Source organism: Streptomyces sp. NPDC005706 (assembly GCF_040631045.1).
Lineage (GTDB): Bacteria > Actinomycetota > Actinomycetes > Streptomycetales > Streptomycetaceae > Streptomyces.
The window spans coordinates 351,792-367,279 of sequence record NZ_JBEXYS010000003.1; the positions used below are offsets into that span (position 1 = coordinate 351,792).

Annotated in this window: 15 protein-coding genes and 2 pseudogenes; 4 read left to right on the forward strand and 13 right to left on the reverse strand. The window is 72.5% G+C overall.

The window, feature by feature from the left end; translation table 11 throughout:
- Positions 1-13: 13 nt before the first annotated feature.
- The 4 genes from ABZ478_RS08100 to ABZ478_RS08115 form a co-directional block, all read right to left on the reverse strand.
- The gene (locus tag ABZ478_RS08100) at positions 14-817 is read right to left on the reverse strand and encodes an ATP-binding cassette domain-containing protein (protein ID WP_359546742.1); all 804 of its coding nucleotides are present in this window, start codon (positions 815-817) and stop codon (positions 14-16) included.
- Positions 784-1,824, reverse strand: coding sequence for an ABC transporter permease (locus ABZ478_RS08105; RefSeq protein ID WP_359546404.1), 1,041 nt, complete (start codon positions 1,822-1,824; stop codon positions 784-786). The genes ABZ478_RS08100 and ABZ478_RS08105 overlap by 34 nt, the downstream gene beginning before the upstream one ends.
- Entirely contained in the window at positions 1,821-2,825 is a 1,005-nt protein-coding gene (locus tag ABZ478_RS08110) for a sugar ABC transporter substrate-binding protein (RefSeq protein WP_359546406.1), read from the reverse strand. Before ABZ478_RS08110 ends, ABZ478_RS08105 begins: the two co-directional genes overlap by 4 nt.
- Before the next feature lie 223 nt (positions 2,826-3,048).
- Positions 3,049-3,786, reverse strand: a complete 738-nt coding sequence (locus tag ABZ478_RS08115) for a GntR family transcriptional regulator (protein WP_359546744.1) — start codon at positions 3,784-3,786, stop codon at positions 3,049-3,051.
- A 130-nt stretch (positions 3,787-3,916) separates the two neighbouring features.
- Here ABZ478_RS08115 and ABZ478_RS08120 point away from each other — a divergent pair, with 130 nt between their 5' ends.
- Complete coding sequence (locus ABZ478_RS08120; protein WP_359546407.1) at positions 3,917-4,939, forward strand: Gfo/Idh/MocA family oxidoreductase; 1,023 nt, start codon at positions 3,917-3,919, stop codon at positions 4,937-4,939.
- 22 nt (positions 4,940-4,961) lie between these two features.
- Here ABZ478_RS08120 and ABZ478_RS08125 read toward each other — a convergent pair whose 3' ends face one another.
- Together ABZ478_RS08125 and ABZ478_RS08130 are read right to left on the reverse strand one after the other, a co-directional pair.
- Positions 4,962-6,152 (reverse strand): cytochrome P450, encoded by a 1,191-nt coding sequence (locus ABZ478_RS08125; RefSeq protein WP_359546408.1) that lies wholly within the window; start codon positions 6,150-6,152, stop codon positions 4,962-4,964.
- An 85-nt stretch (positions 6,153-6,237) separates the two neighbouring features.
- A pseudogene (locus ABZ478_RS08130) lies at positions 6,238-6,411 on the reverse strand (DNA-binding response regulator); the annotation flags it as partial.
- Between the two features lie 133 nt (positions 6,412-6,544).
- Between ABZ478_RS08130 and ABZ478_RS08135 the strand changes: the two are divergent.
- Positions 6,545-6,940: a ribonuclease domain-containing protein gene (locus tag ABZ478_RS08135; RefSeq protein WP_359546410.1), complete on the forward strand. Its 396-nt coding sequence runs from the start codon at positions 6,545-6,547 to the stop codon at positions 6,938-6,940.
- Between the two features lie 105 nt (positions 6,941-7,045).
- On the opposite strand, the gene ABZ478_RS08140 is transcribed toward ABZ478_RS08135, so the two are convergent.
- The 5 genes from ABZ478_RS08140 to ABZ478_RS08160 all read right to left on the reverse strand — a co-directional run bounded on the left by ABZ478_RS08140 (position 7,046) and on the right by ABZ478_RS08160 (position 10,872).
- The gene (locus ABZ478_RS08140) at positions 7,046-7,846 is read right to left on the reverse strand and encodes an alpha/beta fold hydrolase (protein ID WP_359546412.1); all 801 of its coding nucleotides are present in this window, start codon (positions 7,844-7,846) and stop codon (positions 7,046-7,048) included.
- Positions 7,847-7,848: 2 nt separating this feature from the next.
- Entirely contained in the window at positions 7,849-8,220 is a 372-nt protein-coding gene (locus ABZ478_RS08145; protein WP_359546414.1) for a hypothetical protein, read from the reverse strand.
- 113 nt (positions 8,221-8,333) lie between these two features.
- The gene (locus tag ABZ478_RS08150; RefSeq protein WP_359546416.1) at positions 8,334-9,242 is read right to left on the reverse strand and encodes a DMT family transporter; all 909 of its coding nucleotides are present in this window, start codon (positions 9,240-9,242) and stop codon (positions 8,334-8,336) included.
- A 134-nt stretch (positions 9,243-9,376) separates the two neighbouring features.
- Positions 9,377-9,985 carry a dihydrofolate reductase family protein gene (locus ABZ478_RS08155; RefSeq protein ID WP_359546417.1) on the reverse strand — a complete coding sequence of 203 codons (609 nt, stop codon included), beginning with the start codon at positions 9,983-9,985 and terminating at the stop codon, positions 9,377-9,379.
- A 74-nt stretch (positions 9,986-10,059) separates the two neighbouring features.
- Positions 10,060-10,872, reverse strand: a complete 813-nt coding sequence (locus ABZ478_RS08160; RefSeq protein WP_359546419.1) for an AIM24 family protein — start codon at positions 10,870-10,872, stop codon at positions 10,060-10,062.
- A 101-nt stretch (positions 10,873-10,973) separates the two neighbouring features.
- Here ABZ478_RS08160 and ABZ478_RS08165 point away from each other — a divergent pair.
- Positions 10,974-11,734 (forward strand): annotated as a pseudogene (locus ABZ478_RS08165) (SDR family oxidoreductase).
- A 160-nt stretch (positions 11,735-11,894) separates the two neighbouring features.
- On the opposite strand, the gene alc reads toward ABZ478_RS08165, so the two are convergent.
- Both alc and allB read right to left on the reverse strand, forming a co-directional pair.
- Entirely contained in the window at positions 11,895-13,010 is a 1,116-nt protein-coding gene (gene alc, locus ABZ478_RS08170; protein WP_359546421.1) for an allantoicase, read from the reverse strand.
- 55 nt (positions 13,011-13,065) lie between these two features.
- Positions 13,066-14,403, reverse strand: a complete 1,338-nt coding sequence (gene allB, locus ABZ478_RS08175) for an allantoinase AllB (RefSeq protein ID WP_359546423.1) — start codon at positions 14,401-14,403, stop codon at positions 13,066-13,068.
- 271 nt (positions 14,404-14,674) lie between these two features.
- Here allB and ABZ478_RS08180 point away from each other — a divergent pair, with 271 nt between their 5' ends.
- Positions 14,675-15,469, forward strand: a complete 795-nt coding sequence (locus tag ABZ478_RS08180; RefSeq protein WP_359546425.1) for an IclR family transcriptional regulator — start codon at positions 14,675-14,677, stop codon at positions 15,467-15,469.
- Positions 15,470-15,488: the final 19 nt, after the last annotated feature.

Genomic DNA, 15,488 nt, shown 5'->3' on the forward strand with positions numbered 1-15,488 from the left:
CGGGCGCGCCCCCTCAACTCCGCTGCAGCTCATGGCGGAGAGCGTCCAGGTCGGACCCTCCCGCCATCTGCTGGGTCAACTCGTCCAGGGTGATTTCGCCCCTTGTGTGATTGCCCACCATCGTGCCCCGCCGCAGCAGTACGAACCTGTCGCCCACCAGGTACGCGTGGTGCGGGTTGTGGGTGATCAGTACGACGCCCAGGCCCTCGTCGCGGGCCGCCGCCACGTACTTCAGCACGACGCCGGACTGCTTCACGCCCAGCGCCGCCGTCGGCTCGTCGAGGATCAGGACCTTCGCGCCGAAGTGGACGGCGCGGGCGATCGCCACGCACTGGCGCTCGCCGCCGGAGAGGGTGCCGATGGGCTGGTCGACGTCGCGCAGGTCGATGCCCATGCGGAGCAGCGCCTCGCGCGTGGTGCGGCGCATGAGGTCGGTGTCCAGGCGCTTGAAGGGGCCGACGCCCTTGCGGGGCTCCGAGCCCAGGAAGAAGTTGCGCCAGACCGGCATCAGGGGAACGACCGCGAGGTCCTGGTAGACCGTGGCGATGCCCCGGTCGAGGGCCTCGCGGGGGGAGGAGAGGGTCGTCTCCTCGCCCTCGATGCTCAGGGTGCCGCCGTCGTGCTTGTGCAGGCCCGCGACGATCTTGATCAGGGTGGACTTGCCGGCCCCGTTGTCGCCGAGGACGCAGGTGATCTCCCCCGGACGGACCTCCAGGGAGACGCCTTCGAGGGCGCGGACGGTGCCGTAGTGCTTGCTGACGTCGGTCAGCTCGACCAGAGAAGTCACTTGTTGGCCTCCGCACGCTTGCGGACCCAGGCGTTGAGCAGGGTCGCGAGGAGCAGCATCGCTCCGAGGAAGAACTTGAACCAGTCCGGGTTCCACTCGGCGAAGACGATGCCCTTGCTGGTCATGCCGAACAGGAGCGCGCCGACCGCCGAGCCGACGGCGCTGCCGTAGCCGCCGGTGATGAGGCAGCCGCCGATGACGGCCGCGATGATGTAGATCAGCTCGTTGCCGACGCCCTCGCCGGACTGGACGGCGTCGAAGGAGAAGAGCAGGTGCTGACCGGAGATCCAGGCGCCGAGGGCCACGCCCATGTAGAGGCCGATCTTCGTCCGGGCGACCGGGACGCCGACCGCGCGGGCCGCGTCCTGGTTGCCGCCGGCCGCGAAGATCCAGTTGCCGGCGCGGGTGCGCAGCAGGATCCAGGAGCCGAGGGCGACCAGGCCGAGCCACCACAGGATGGTGACCTTGAAGTCGACCCCGCCGACGGTGAGGGTCGAGGCGAAGACCGCGTGGGCGCTCGGGAAGCCCTCCATGTCGGCGATGCTCTTGGTGGAGACCGTGTCGTCGATCAGCTTGGTGAAGCCGAGGTTCATGCCCGTCAGCATCAGGAAGGTGCCGAGCGTGATGATGAAGCTGGGCAGTTTCGTGCGGGTGAGCATGAAGCCGTTGAAGGCGCCGATCGCCAGGGTGACCAGCAGCGACACCCCCACACCGACCCAGGTGTTCGCCGTCATCTGGTAGCTGAACATCGACGACACGAGCGCCGACGACGTCACCAGGACGCCGGCGGACAGGTCGAACTCGCCGCCGATCATCAGCAGCGCCACGGGGACGGCCATGATGCCGATGGTCGAGGAGGCGTACAGGACCGTGCTGAGGCTGGCGGCGCGCAGGAAGCCGTCGGCGGCGAAGGCGAAGAAGACGAAGACGGCGAGCGCGCCGACCACCGAGCCCAGCTCGGGGCGGGCGAGCAGTTTCCGCAGCGGCGAGCTCCGCAGGAGTCTCTCGTCCGCCGGCTGTTCGAGGGTGGCGTTCATCGGGTGCCCCGCTGGGTGTACTCGGCCAGCGCGGCGGCCTGGTCCTTGGTGACGATCTGCGGGCCGGTGAGCACGGGCCGGCCGCCGCCGAGGACGTCGCCGTTGTACTTGTACAGCCAGAGCAGGTCCACGGCCTGGTAGCCCTGGAGGTAGGGCTGCTGGTCCACGGCGAAGCCGAGGGTGCCCTCCTTCAGCTCGGCGGCGACCTTGGCGTTGAGGTCGAAGGTGTCGATCTCCGCCTTGCTGCCCGCTCCCTTCTTCGCCTGCACGGCGGTGTCGGCGTAGGGGGCGCCGAGGGTGACGACCGCGTCGACGGAGGCGTCCGCCTGGAGCTTGGCCTCGATCGCGGACTGCGTGTCGGGCATGTTGGTGCCGTTGACGTACAGCTTCCGCACGGTGCCGTGGAAGGTCTTGGCCACGCCGTCGCAGCGCTGCTCGTGGCCGACGTTGCCCTGCTCGTGCAGGACGCACAGGGCCTTCTTCTTCCCGCGCTTGTTCAGCTCCTCGCCGACGGCCTCACCGGCGACGGTCTCGTCCTGGCCGATGTGGGTGAGGGCGCCGAAGGCCTTGGACTGCTCGGACCCGGAGTTCACGGTGATGACCGGGATGCCGGCCTTCTCGGCGCGGGCGACGGCGGCCTTGAGGGCGTCGGGCTTGGCGAGGGTGACGATGATGGCGTCGACCTTCTTGTCGACCGCCGCGTCCACGAGCTGGGCCTGCTGCTGGGCCTCGTCGTCGTGCGAGTACAGGAAGTTGATGTTGTCCTTGACGGCGGCCTGCTTGGCGCCGCTCTGCACGATGTCCCAGAAGGTGTCGCCGTCTCCCGAGTGGGTGATCATCGCGAAGGTCCAGCGGGGGGTGTTCACCGCCGCCCGCCCCTGGGCCGCCGCGGCCTTGCGGGCGTCCTCCGCCCGTTTGCCGCCGGTGCTGCTGCACCCCGCCAGGGACACCGAGAGTGCCCCTGCCAGCGCGATGCCTACCCAGGTCCGAAACCGTGCCACGAGGCCGTGCCCTTCTTGCCGTGTCCGTCCGTACGCAAGGGGCCGGCGAACATCTCGGCGGCCCCGAACACTCCAGTATCGAACACGGGGAACACCCGTGACACCGCCGGGAGACCCCTGCCCGGCGGCTTGTCCGGACATTGCGACGTGACGCGGGCCGGATGATCATGGCCGTCCCGGCCCGGCGATCACCGGCGTGCGGGCCGGCGTGCGGGCCGGCGGCTCAGGGGCGTACCAGGAGCTGGAACTCGAAGGCGTAGCGGCTCGGACGGTAGGTGTGGTCGCCGAACTCCACCGCGCGGCCGGTGTCGTCGAAGGTGGTGCGCCGCATGGTGAGCAGCGGGGCACCCTCCGCCTCGGAGAGCCGCTCGGCCTCGGCGGCCGTGGCGCCCCGGGCGCCGATGGACTGGCGGGCGCTGTGCAGGGTGATCCCGGCGGAGCGCATCAGCCGGTACAGGCCGGTCGCCTCCAGCCGGCCGGTCTCCAGGTCGAGCAGGCCGGGCGGCAGGTGGTTGATCAGGTACGCCATCGGCTCGCCGTGCGCGAGGCGCAGCCGCTCCACGTGGTGGACGTCGCTGCCCTCGGGCACCCCGAGCGCGGCGGCGATCTCGGCGGAGGCGGGCACGACGGTGTTGACCAGGACCTTGGTCTCGGGCCGCTGCCCGGCGGCCTCCAGATCGTCGTAGAGGCTGCTCAGCTCCAGGGGGCGCTTGACCTGACTGTGCACGACCTGGGTGCCGACGCCCCGACGGCGGACCAGCAGGCCCTTGTCCACGAGGGACTGGATGGCCTGGCGGACCGTGGGCCGGGACAGGCCGAGCCGGGCGGCCAGCTCGATCTCGTTGCCCAGCAGGCTGCCGGGTGTGAGCCTGCCGTGCTCGATCGCGGCCTCGAGCTGCTGGGAGAGCTGGAAGTACAACGGCACGGGGGAACCGCGGTCCACACGGAGGTCGAGCGACACGGTCGGGTCCACAACTGGTTTGGGCACGGGCTCGAGCGTAGCCGCGTGCCCGGATGACGGGAAGTCGTGTAGTCCGGTTGTCCGGACATTGCGATTGACAGGACCCGGGGTCCGCCCTCACTTTGTTTCCATGCGCATCGGGGTCATCGGTACGGGCCGCATCGGCACCATTCATGCGAACACGCTCAGCCGCAGTCGCGAGGTCGGGTCGCTGATCCTGACCGACGCAGATCCGGCGCGGGCACAGGCGCTGGCGCACCGGCTGGGCGAGACGGCGGCGCCGGGGGTCGACGAGATCTTCCGGTGGGGCGTGGACGCGGTGGTGATCACCACGGCGACGGCGGCGCACGCCGAGCTGATCGGCCGCGCGGCCCGGTCCGGCCTGCCGGTCTTCTGCGAGAAACCCATAGCGCTCGACCTGCCGGGCACGCTGCACGCGCTCGCCGAGGTCGAGGCGGCGGGCACGGTGCTGCAGATGGGTTTCCAGCGGCGCTTCGACCCGGGCTACGCGGGCGCCCGGGAGGCGGTGCGCTCGGGCCGGCTCGGGCGGCTGCACACCGTGCGGGCGACGACCTCGGACCAGTCCCCTCCCCCGCCGGAGTGGCTGCCGCTGTCCGGCGGCCTGTTCCGGGACACCCTGATCCACGACTTCGACGCGCTGCGGTGGGTGACGGGCCGCGAGGTGACCGACGTGTACGCGGCCGGCTCGGACGCCGGGCCGCCGATGTTCCGCCAGGCCGGGGACGTCAGCACGGGCGGGGCCCTGCTCACCCTGGACGACGGCACGCTGGCCACGGCGACGGCGACCCGGCTGAACGGCGCCGGGTACGACGTCCGCATGGAGCTGGCCGGGGAGCGGGACACGGTCGTGGTGGGCCTGGACGACCGTACGCCGGTCGCGTCCACCGAGCCGACCGGGCCACCGGCCGCGTCCAGGCCCTGGACCGGGTTCCTGGAGCGGTTCGGGCCGGCCTACGAGGCCGAACTGTGCGCCTTCGTCGAGGTGCTGCGCGGTGAGCGGCCCAACCCGTGCGACGGCCAGGAAGCCCTGCAGGCGCTGCGGATCGCGGAGGCCTGCGAGGTGTCCCGGCGCGAGCGCCGCCCGGTGCGGCTGCTGGAGATCCAGGACCGGGTCCAGCCGTCGTACGGCTGAACCCGGGCCGCTCACGCGCGGTTCACCAGCGCACGGGCAGGCCGCGCATCCCCCGCATCAGCATGCCCGGCAGCCACTCGCCCGGGGAGCCGTCGAGGGCGAGACCGGGGGCGCGCTCCAGGAGGGTGCCGATGGCGATCCGGCCCTCCAGACGGGCCAGCGGCGCGCCCAGGCAGTAGTGGACGCCGTGGCCGAAGGCGAGGTGGCCGCGGGCGTCGCGGCGGATGTCGAACCGGTCCGGGTCGGCGAAGCGGTCGCCGTCGCGGCCGGCGGCGGTGAGCCCGATCATCACCGACTGGCCCTTCTCGATCACCGTGCCGGCGATCTCCAGGGATTCGGCGGCGTACCGGTACGTGCCGGTCTCCACCGGGCCCTCGTAGCGCAGCATCTCCTCGACGGCGCCGTCCAGGAGGCCCATGTCGGCGCGCAGGGCGGCGAGTTGACCGGGGTGGGTGAGGAGGGCGTGGACGCCGTTGCCGATGAGGTTGACGGTGGTCTCGTGGCCGGCGATGAGCAGCAGATAGGCCATGCCGCTCAGTTCGCGTGAGGAGAGCCGGTCGCCGTCCTCGGCGGTGGTGCGGATCAGGTCGCTGAGCAGGTCGTCGGTGGGGCCGGCGGCCCGCTTGTCCTCGATCAGGCCCCGGAGGTACCGGGCGAGGGCGACGACCGCGTCGTACTCCGTGTCGGCGCTGGTCGGTGCGACGACTTCGGTGGAGATCCGGCGGAACTCCGCGCGGTCCATGTCCGGGACGCCGAGGAGTTCGCAGATGACGGTGAGGGGCAGCGGGTAGGCGAGCGCCTCGATGAGGTCGGCGCTGCCGCGCGGCAGCATCTCGTCCAGCAGGTCGTCGGTGATGCGCTGGATCCGGGTGCGCAGCCGCTCCACCCGGCGCATGGTGAACGCGCGTGTGACCAGGGAGCGCAGCCGGGTGTGCTGGGGCGGGTCGGTGACCAGCAGGTACTTGCCGATCTTCTCCTCGTCCAGCATGGGCGAGCCGATCCGGGCGGTGTCCTTGGCCAGCCGGGGGTCGGCGAGGGCGGACCGCGCCTCCTCGTACCCGACGACCAGCCAGGTCAGCTGGCCCGTGTCCGCCCCGCCGAGCCGTACCCGGTGCACGGGACCCTGCTCGCGCAACTTCGCGTAGTACGGATGCGGGTCCGTGCGGAACGCGTCCCCGAACTCCCTGAGATCGATCACCGGTTGCCTGTCCATCGCTCCCCTTCCGGACTCCCCCGAGGCGCACCGGGGACGTCCCCCGGTGCGGTGTGTGCAAGGTGCCAACGCGCGGGACGGGCGCTCAGTGCCCGTCGTCGTCGAGAAGCCCCGCGTCGTACGCCGGCAGGGCCGTCTGGGCCCGGTTGCCGAGGCCGAGCTCGGCGAGGATGCGCGAGACGCGCGTCTTCACGGTGGGCACGCTCATGAAGAGCCGGCCGGCGACCCGGGCGTTGGCCGGCCCCCGGCCGACCGCTACGGGCGACCTCGCGCTCCGGCCGGAACTCCTGGCCGCTTGGCGCGCCAACTCGCCTGAAATTCACGTGACTTCACGGAAAACTCCGCAAGTTTGACATTGACATGCCACGCTCTACGCGCGTCATCATGAAGGCATGAGATTCCCCCCACGCGCATCTCGTATCACTGTCGCCGCCGCCGCGCTGTCCGCCCTCCTCGTGGGTGGCACCGTCTCCGCCACCACGGCGGACGCGGCGGCCGCCTCCGTCGGCAGCGTCTGTTACGGCGACCTCCCCTCACAGGCACACGACACGCTCGACCTGATCGACAAGGGCGGGCCGTTCCCCTACTCGCAGGACGGAACCGTCTTCCAGAACCGGGAGAACGTGCTGCCGAGTCAGCAGAGCGGCTACTACCACGAGTACACCGTCATCACGCCGGGCTCCCCCACGCGCGGCGCACGCCGGATCGTCACCGGCGAGGAGAAACAGGAGGACTACTACACCTCCGACCACTACGCCACGTTCGACCTCGTCGACTTCGGCTGCTAGGCCGCACCTCCCTCGCCCCTACGGCGACGGGACGGCCCCCGGCGCACCGCGTCGGGGGCCGTCCCGTCGCCGTACGCCGGCCTCGCGAGCCGCTTCACACGGCGCTCAGGGGTGCCCCAAAGCCCGCTGGCCGCCCGCCACTTCGGGGCGGTACCGGCCGGCCAGGTGGTCCCGCAGGATCCCGCCGATCACCTCGACGACCCGCGCGCCCTGACTCTCCAGGTAGAAGTGGCCGCCCTGGAAGAGGCGGACGGAGCCGCCGGCGGTCGTGTGCCCGTGCCAGGCGCGCGCCTCCTCCTCGGTGGTCCGGGGGTCGTCGGTGGCTGCCATGACCACGATCGGGGCATCGATGCGGGCGTCCGCCTCCGGGCGGTAACTCTCGATGGCGCGGTAGTCGTTGCGGAGCGGGGGCAGCACCAGCTCCAGCAGGTCCGGCTCCGTGAGCACCCGGGCGTCCGTGCCGCCCATGGCGCGCAGTTCGGCGATGAGAGCGGCGTCGCCGCGCCGGTGCACGCCGCCGTCGTGGACCCGGCTGGGGGCTCGGCCGCCGGAGGCGAACAGCAGCGCGGGGGCCGGGTGGCCGTCGCGTTCGAGGCGGCGCGCGACCTCGAAGGCGACGACCGAGCCCATGCTGTGCCCGAAGAACGCGACCGGTCCGCGCATGTGCGGTTCGATCACCGTGTGGATTGCGTCGGCCAAGGCGTCGAGGCTGGGAACCAGCGGCTCGCCGTAGCGGTCCTGGCGCCCCGGGTACTGCACGGCCAGGATGTCGAACTCGGGTGTCAGGGCCTTGGACATCGGGTGGTAGTAGCTGGCCGAGCCGCCGGCGTGCGGGAAGCAGAACAGCGTGGCCCGCGGGGCGTGCGCCGGATGGTAGCGGCGGAACCAGAGGTTCTGCGCGGACATCGTCACGTACTCACCTTTCGGGAAGGGCCGTGGAAGGGGCCCGGTCGTCGGCGAAACCGCGCGCGATCGCCCGCGCCGTCCGCCCGAGGTCCGAGCCGGCAGACGGCGAGCAGCAGTCCGGGCGTGGCCAGGGTGTTGCTCAATTCGTCCTCCGGGGCGGGCAGACGGGTCGCGTCGAGGACTGCGGCGTCCTCGTACCGCACCTCGACGTCAGGATAGGACAGCGGCACGGCGACCGGCTCGGGGTTCATCCGTGCCAGGCCCTCGGCCGTGATCGGGGCGCCGGAGAGGGCCACGCACACATCGGCGCCGGCCGGGGCGGTACCCAGCGGGCCGGGCAGCGCGCCGGAGTTGGTCGGGGGCCCGGCAGTCACGCGGACTTCGTTGACGGTCCTGCCGCCGGTTCGGTCCGGCCTGGCGCGGCCTGACCTGAACTCAGCGGGACCCGCGGTTCGGCCGAGGGCGGCAACGGGCGGCGCGTGGGACGTCAGTCCGCCGCCCGGCGGCCCCAGGCGGTCCCGCCGAGCACCAGTACGCCACCGACGACGCCGAGCGTCCCCAGCCGTTCCCCGCCGAGGGCGATGCCGGCCGCCGCGGCCCACAGCGGCTCGGTGCCCAGCAGCAGGCTGACCCGGGACGGCGAGCTGCGGCGGACCGCCCACATCTGCACGAAGAACGCGAACAGCGTGCACAGGGCCGAGAGAAAGAGCAGGCCGGCCCACTCGCGCGGGCCGAAGCCGGCCGCGGCCTCCCACGGTGCCGGGCCGCCGGCCCCGGCCGACAGGGCCGCGAAGACGGCGACCGCGGTACCGAGCTGGACGGTGGTGAGCGGAAGGGCGCCGGCGCCGCGGACGGAGCGGAGCCGGGACATGACGAGGACGTGCAGGGTGCGGACGAGCGCGGCGAGCAGCATCAGCAGGTCGCCCTGGGACGGCCGGGTGAAGCCGCCGCCCTGGGTGAGCAGTACGACGCCGAGCACCGACAGGGCCGCGGCGCCGAGGAAGGCGGCGGTGGGCCGGGTGCGGGTGACCGCGGCCTCGGCGAGCGGGGTGAAGATCATGGTGAGGCTGATGATCAGACCGGCGTTGGTCGCCGAGGTGTGCACGACCCCGTACGTCTCCAGCAGGAAGACGCCGCTGAGGATCAGCCCCAGCAGGGCCGCTCCACGCCACTGGGCGCCGGTCAGGGCGCGCAGGGAGCGCAGTCCGGCGGCACCGAGCACGGGCAGGACCACCGCGAACCGCAGCACGAGGACGGCGAGCACCGTGCGGGCGGTGGTGATGTCCTTCGCCGCGAGGTAGCTGGCGCCCCAGCACACCGCGACGAGCAGCACGGGCAGGTCGGTGTGCCAGGCGCGGCGGGGCGCGAGGGCGCCGGGTACGGCGATCGACGACATCGGGGCGGCTCTCCCGGTATTCCGAGGGGGTGCGCAGACGTCGGCGGCTCGCACGGGGCGCGATCACCGTACCGGCGGGACGATCTTCGGGCCAGGCCCCCGCCGCCGGGGTGCCCCCTGGCCTCCCGGGGCGGTCAGAACGACCCGTACTCGGGGCTCCCCAGCAGGTCGTAGCTCTGGATGGAGACGCCCGAGGAGGTGACGCTGCCTCCGGTGTGCCCGAAGCGGGTGGGGACGGCGCCCTCCGTGAACAGCCGGCGGCCGGCGCCGAGGACGACCGGGAACGTGAGCAGGTGCAGGGTGTCGACCAGCCGCAGGTCCAGCAGGGAGCGGACCAGGGCCCCGCTGCCGTGGATCTGGAGTTCGCCGTCGGTGCGCTCCTTCAGGGCGGCCACCTCCTTTGCGAGGTCGCCGGAGACGACGGTGGTACCGGACCACTCGGGTGCCTGGAGGGTGGCGGAGACGACGTACTTGGGCAGGGCGTTGAGCGCGCCCGCGACCGGGTCGCCCGGGTCGGTCATCCTCGGCCAGTAGGAGGCGAAGATCTCGTACGTGCGGCGGCCGAGCAGAAAGGCTCCGGCGCGGTCGAAGGACTCGGTGACGAACCGGCCGAAGTCGTCGTCGCCGTACGGGAAGCTCCAGCCGCCCTGGCCGAAGCCACCGCTGGTGTCCTCCTGGGGACCGCCGGGCGCCTGGTACACGCCGTCGAGGCTGACGAAGACGGTGGAGACGAGCTTGCCCATGACGGGTGCCTTCTTCCGGGTGCGGGGGCTGTTGTCATGAGGTCGGACCCCGCCCGCACCCGGAACTCATCGGTTCAGCCGGCGTGGGTCGAGAACAGTCCGCCGGTCGGCCCCTGCTTGTCGCCGCCCTGGGCCTTCTTCAGGGCGTTGGCGAGGCTCTCGATGGTGAGGGACTGGAGGATCACCCGGCCGTTGCCCTCCAGGGTGGCCAGGGACAGGCCCTCGCCGCCGAACACGGCGTTCATGATGCCCTGCCGGTTCAGTCCGCCGACGCGCTGGACGCCGTACTGGATGCCCTCCTCGAAGGCGACGACGCAGCCGGTGTCGACCTCGATGCGGCCGCCGAAGTCGGCCGGGTTCAGGTCGATGAAGTTGCCCGCTCCGGCGATGATCACCGTGCCGTGCCCGGTGAACTTCTCCAGGACGAAGCCCTCGCCGCCGCTCATGCCGGTGCGGCCGCCCTGGAAGGCGATGCCGAAGTCGACGCCGGCCTCGGCGGCCACGAAGGCGTCCTTCTCGGCGAACCACGCGCGCGTGCCGTCCAGCTCCAGGGCGCGCATCTCGCCGGGCAGCACGCCCGCGAAGCCGACGGTGCCCTCACCGCCCTGGGAGGTGAAGTACTGGAAGGCCAGGGACTCACCGGCCATCATGCGCTGGCCGACCTGCATGGCGGTGCCCATGGCCTGGCGCAGCATGCCGCCCATGCCGCCGGAGCCGTTCTGCTGCCGGCCGCCGTTGCCCGACGGGCCGGACAGCCGGGTCTCCATGGTCACGTTCGTCGTCTTGAACAGGAACTTCCCGGCCTCGCAGTACACGGTCTGGCCGGGGCGCAGGTTGACGACCGCCATCTGCATGGCGTTGCCGACGATCTCTTGCTGAAGGGTCACGCGGGGAGAACGCGGGAGGTGGAGCGAAGAGTTCCGGGTGTGACGAGGTCGATGTCCGTACACCGCCGGTGAACGGTGCCCGTGACGGCTGGGATGGACGCATGACGACGACGAACGGATCTCTCGACGGCAAGGTGGCCCTGGTGACCGGCGGCAGCCGGGGCATCGGGGCGGCGGTCGCGCTGCGGCTCGCGCGCGCGGGCGCGCGGGCGCGGATGTGGCGGTGACCTATGTGAACGGCAAGGAGGCGGCGGACGGCGTGGTGCGCGCCGTGGAGGCGCTGGGGCGCCGGGCGGTGGCGCTGCGCGCGGACTCCGCCGACCCGCGGGAGGCGGCGGGCGCGGTGGGCCGGACGGCGGAGACGTACGGCGGTCTCGACGTGCTGGTGAACAACGTGGGCGTGGGTCTGCTGGGCCCGCTGGACACGCTGACCACGGAGGATGTCGACCGGGTGCTGGCGGTGAACGTGCGCGGGGTGTTCCTGGCGTCGCAGGCGGCCGCCGCGGTGATGGCGGACGGCGGGCGCATCGTCACCGTCGGCACGTGCATGACGCGGCGGGTGCCTGGGCCCGGCGGGACGCTGTACGCGACGAGCAAGTCGGCCCTGGTGGGGCTGACCCGGGCCCTGGCCCGCGAGCTGGGCGGGCGCGGGATCACCGCGAACATCGTCCATCCGGGTCCGACGGACACGGACATGAACCCGGCGGACGGCCCGTACGCGGCGGCACAGGCGGCGATGACCGCGCTGGGCCGCTTCGGGACGGCCGACGAGGTGGCGGCGACGGTGGCCCATCTGGCGGGCCCGGACGCGGCCTACGTCACCGGCGCGGAGTTCTCCGTGGACGGCGGGCACGCGGCCTGAGGCGGCGCGTGGGGCGCACCGGTGCGGTACCCGCCGGTGCGCCCCACGCGCGCGTGCCGCTCAGTCTGCCGCCCCTGCCGGCGCGGGCCGCTGGGTACGCCGCCGCGCGCGTGTCGCCGGGTGCGGGCCCGGCGACGGGGTACGCGCGCGTGGCGCCCGGTCAGCCGCCGAGTTCCCGGTGGCGGGTGGCGAGGGCGGCGGCGCCCTCCTCGGTCGGGGTGCCGAAGACGCGGAGGCGGGAGATCCCGCCGTCGGGGTAGATGTCCACGCGCGCGTGGGTGCCGACGGCCGGCTCCGGGAGGACGAAGCGGTGGTTGGTGTCGGGCTGGAGGCGGGTGCGGGGCAGGATCTCCCGCCAGTCGCCGTCCTCGCCGTCCCGGACGGACACCGACGCCCAGCCCGCGCTGTTGCCCTTCAGGTACGCCGTGTCGATCTCGACGGCGCGGATCCGCGCCTGGGCGGCCAGCCGGTAGCGGATCCAGTCGTTGCCCCGGTCGCGGCGGCGGCGCGTCTCCCAGCCGTCGTCCATCTTGCGGGAGCGTCCGGGCTGGATGGTGTTGGTCGCCGGGGAGTAGAAGAGGTCGGAGGCGTCCTCGACCCGGCCGCCGTTCTCCAGCGCGACCACGTCGAAGGTGCCGAGCGCCTCGATCCACCGCGGGTCCGGGACGACCTCGCCGTACACGCGCAGGCGCGCGATGCCGCCGTCGGGGTGCTGGTTGACCCGCAGGTGCGTGAAGCGCTGCTCGGCGGAGACGGCGAAGCCGTTGGCCGCGTGGCCGCCGACCTGGGTGCGCGGGACGAGCGTCGTCCACTTCACGTCGCCGCCCAGCAGTTGCTCCGGGGACGGCGACCCGGGCACCGAGGTGCCCTCCACCGAGACGGCCTGCGGGTAGTTGCCGCGGAAGTGGGCGGTGTCGACCACGATCCCGCGGATCACGCCGGGCGCGCCGAGCCGGACCAGCGCCCAGTCGTGGTCCTCGTCCGTCGGCCAGGGGTGTCCGGCGGAGGCGCCGCGCCGGCGCCGGGTCTCCCAGCCGTCCATGATCTTGCCCTTGTGCCCGAAGTGCTCGGGGTCGAACTCGGCCCGCTCGGGCACCAGCAGGTTCTCCCGCTGGGCGAAGAACTCGTCGTTGGCGGCGATGACACCGGCGCCGAGCCGCCGGTCGGCGAGGTCGGCGTACTGGGTGAAGGGGAAGTCCGCGGTGCGGTAGTCCGCGTAGGGGTCGCCTCCTCCGTAGGGGTTCGCGTCGCCGGTGAAGCTCGCAATCGCCGTCACTGTGATCAGGGTTTCCTTTCGGTGGTGGGCCGCCGCGGTCGCGGGGGCCGGGGAATCAGGGGGTACGGGTCAGCAGTCGGCCCTTCGGTTCGGTGAACTCGCCGTCGGCGGCGATGCGTTCGCCGCGCAGCCAGGTGGACTTCACCACGCCGTGCAGGGTGCGTCCGGCGTAGGCGGTGACCCGGTTGCGGTGCTGCAGGCCGGCCGGGTCGACGGTGAAGGTCTCGTCGGGGGCGAGCACGGCGAAGTCGGCGTCGCGGCCGGCCTCGATGGCGCCCTTGCGGGTCAGGCCGGCCAGGGCGGCCGTCCGGGTGGACATCCAGCGGACGACGTCCTCCAGGCCGTGCCCGCGCCGGCGGGCCTCGGTCCACACGGCGGGCAGGCTCAGCTGGAGGCCGGAGATGCCGCCCCAGGCGGTGGCGAAGTCGGCCGTCTTCAGGTCGGCGGTGGAGGGCGAGTGGTCGGTGACGACGCAGTCGATGGTGCCGTCGGCGAGGGCCTGCCAGAGCAGGTCCTGGTTGGCGGCCTCGCGGATGGGCGGGCAGCACTTGAACTCGCTGGCGCCGTCCGGGACCTCCTCCGCGGTCAGGGTGAGGTAGTGCGGGCAGGTCTCCACCGTGAGGCGCACGCCCTCGGCGCGGGCGGCGGCGATCAGCGGGAGCGCGTCGCCGGAGGAGAGGTGCAGCACGTGCACGCGCGCGTCGAGGCGTTTGGCCTGCGCTATGAGGGCGGCGACGGCCGAGTCCTCGGCGTCGCGCGGGCGGGAGGCGAGGAAGTCGGCGTACCGGGGGCCGCCCTGCTGCGGGGCGGCGGCCAGCCGGTGCGGGTCCTCGGCGTGCACGATCAGCAGGCCGCCGAAGCCGGCGATCTCGCCGAGGGAGCGGGCTAGCCCCTCCTGGTCGAGGTGCGGGAACTCGTCGACGCCGGACGGGGAGAGGAACGCCTTGAAGCCGAAGACACCGGCGTCGTGCAGCGGGCGCAGGTCCTTCACGTTGCCGGGCAGGGCGCCGCCCCAGAAGCCGACGTCGATGTGCGCCTTGTCGGCCGCGACCTCCTGCTTGACCCGCAGGTTGGCGACCGTCGTGGTCGGCGGCAGGGAGTTGAGGGGCATGTCGACGAGCGTGGTGATGCCGCCGGCCGCGGCGGCGCGCGTCGCCGTCCAGAAGCCCTCCCACTCGGTGCGGCCGGGGTCGTTGACGTGCACGTGGGTGTCGACCAGGCCGGGCAGCAGCGCATGGTCGCCGAGATCCTCCAGGCGGGCCGCGGCCGGCACTTCGACGTCGTACGGCAGTACGGCCGTGATGGTGCCGGCGGACACGGTGACCGTGGCGGCCCGCGTCCCCTCCGGTGTGATGACGCGCGTCGAGCGCAGCACCAGTTCAGCGTCGGACACCCGGACCCCTCTCTCTGCCGCCGTTCACGCCCAGGACGGGATTTACATCCACGTAACGGACTTCAACGTTCTGTTGAAGGAGTCTTCACTCCCGCTCTCTCGCCGTCAAGGGGCACACTTCTGGACAGCGTCGCGGGGTCAGCAACTCTGGACGTTTCCACAAAGCGGAATTAGAATTCCATTGAGCAGAACGTAGCTACGTACAAGCAGGGAGTCAACCGGCCGCCGGGTAGGCTTCTGCCCTCCCCGCCAGCCCCGAAAGGAACGTGCCGTGCCGACGTCCAGCGCCAGCACCACCGACTCCGCCAAGTCCTCCGCCGGCGGCGGGGTCCAGTCCCTGGAGCGTGCCTTCGATCTGCTGGAGCGGATGGCGGACGCGGGCGGCGAGGTCGGCCTGAGCGAGCTGTCCGCCACCAGCGGGCTGCCGCTGCCCACCATCCACCGGCTGATGCGCACCCTGGTGGCCTGCGGCTACGTACGCCAGCAGCCGAACCGCCGGTACGCGCTCGGCCCGCGGCTGATCCGGCTCGGCGAGTCCGCCTCCCGGCTGCTCGGCACCTGGGCACGGCCCTACCTCGCCCGGCTGGTGGAGGAGACCGGCGAGACGGCGAACATGGCCCTGCTGGACGGCGACGAGATCGTCTACGTCGCCCAGGTGCCGTCGAAGCACTCGATGCGGATGTTCACCGAAGTGGGGCGCCGCGTGCTGCCGCACTCCACCGGGGTCGGCAAGGCCCTGCTGGCCGGCGTCCCCGACGAGGAGGTCCGCGCCCTGCTCTCCCGCACCGGCATGCCGGCCGCGACGGAGAAGACCATCACCACGCCCGACGGTTTCGTGGCGGCGCTGGAGGAGGTGCGCCGGCAGGGGTACGCGGTGGACGACAACGAGCAGGAGATCGGCGTCCGGTGCCTCGCGGTGCCCGTCCCCGACTCCCCCACGGCGGCCGCGATCTCCATCTCCGGACCGGCCGGCCGGGTCACCGAGGCCGCGACCGAGAAGATCGTGCCGGTACTCCAGGGCATCGCGGTGGAACTGTCCGAGGCCCTGGCGAGTTCCGGGGCCTGAGCCTCCCGCCCCGTACGGT

Coding starts and splice junctions, on each gene's coding strand:
- ABZ478_RS08105 (WP_359546404.1), bottom strand. CDS start 1,824: ATGAACGCCACCCTCGAACAGCCGGCGGACGAGAGACTCCTGCGGAGC.
- ABZ478_RS08120 (WP_359546407.1), top strand. CDS start 3,917: ATGCGCATCGGGGTCATCGGTACGGGCCGCATCGGCACCATTCATGCG.
- ABZ478_RS08125 (WP_359546408.1), bottom strand. CDS start 6,152: ATGGACAGGCAACCGGTGATCGATCTCAGGGAGTTCGGGGACGCGTTC.
- ABZ478_RS08135 (WP_359546410.1), top strand. CDS start 6,545: ATGAGATTCCCCCCACGCGCATCTCGTATCACTGTCGCCGCCGCCGCG.
- ABZ478_RS08140 (WP_359546412.1), bottom strand. CDS start 7,846: ATGTCCGCGCAGAACCTCTGGTTCCGCCGCTACCATCCGGCGCACGCC.
- ABZ478_RS08150 (WP_359546416.1), bottom strand. CDS start 9,242: ATGTCGTCGATCGCCGTACCCGGCGCCCTCGCGCCCCGCCGCGCCTGG.
- ABZ478_RS08155 (WP_359546417.1), bottom strand. CDS start 9,985: ATGGGCAAGCTCGTCTCCACCGTCTTCGTCAGCCTCGACGGCGTGTAC.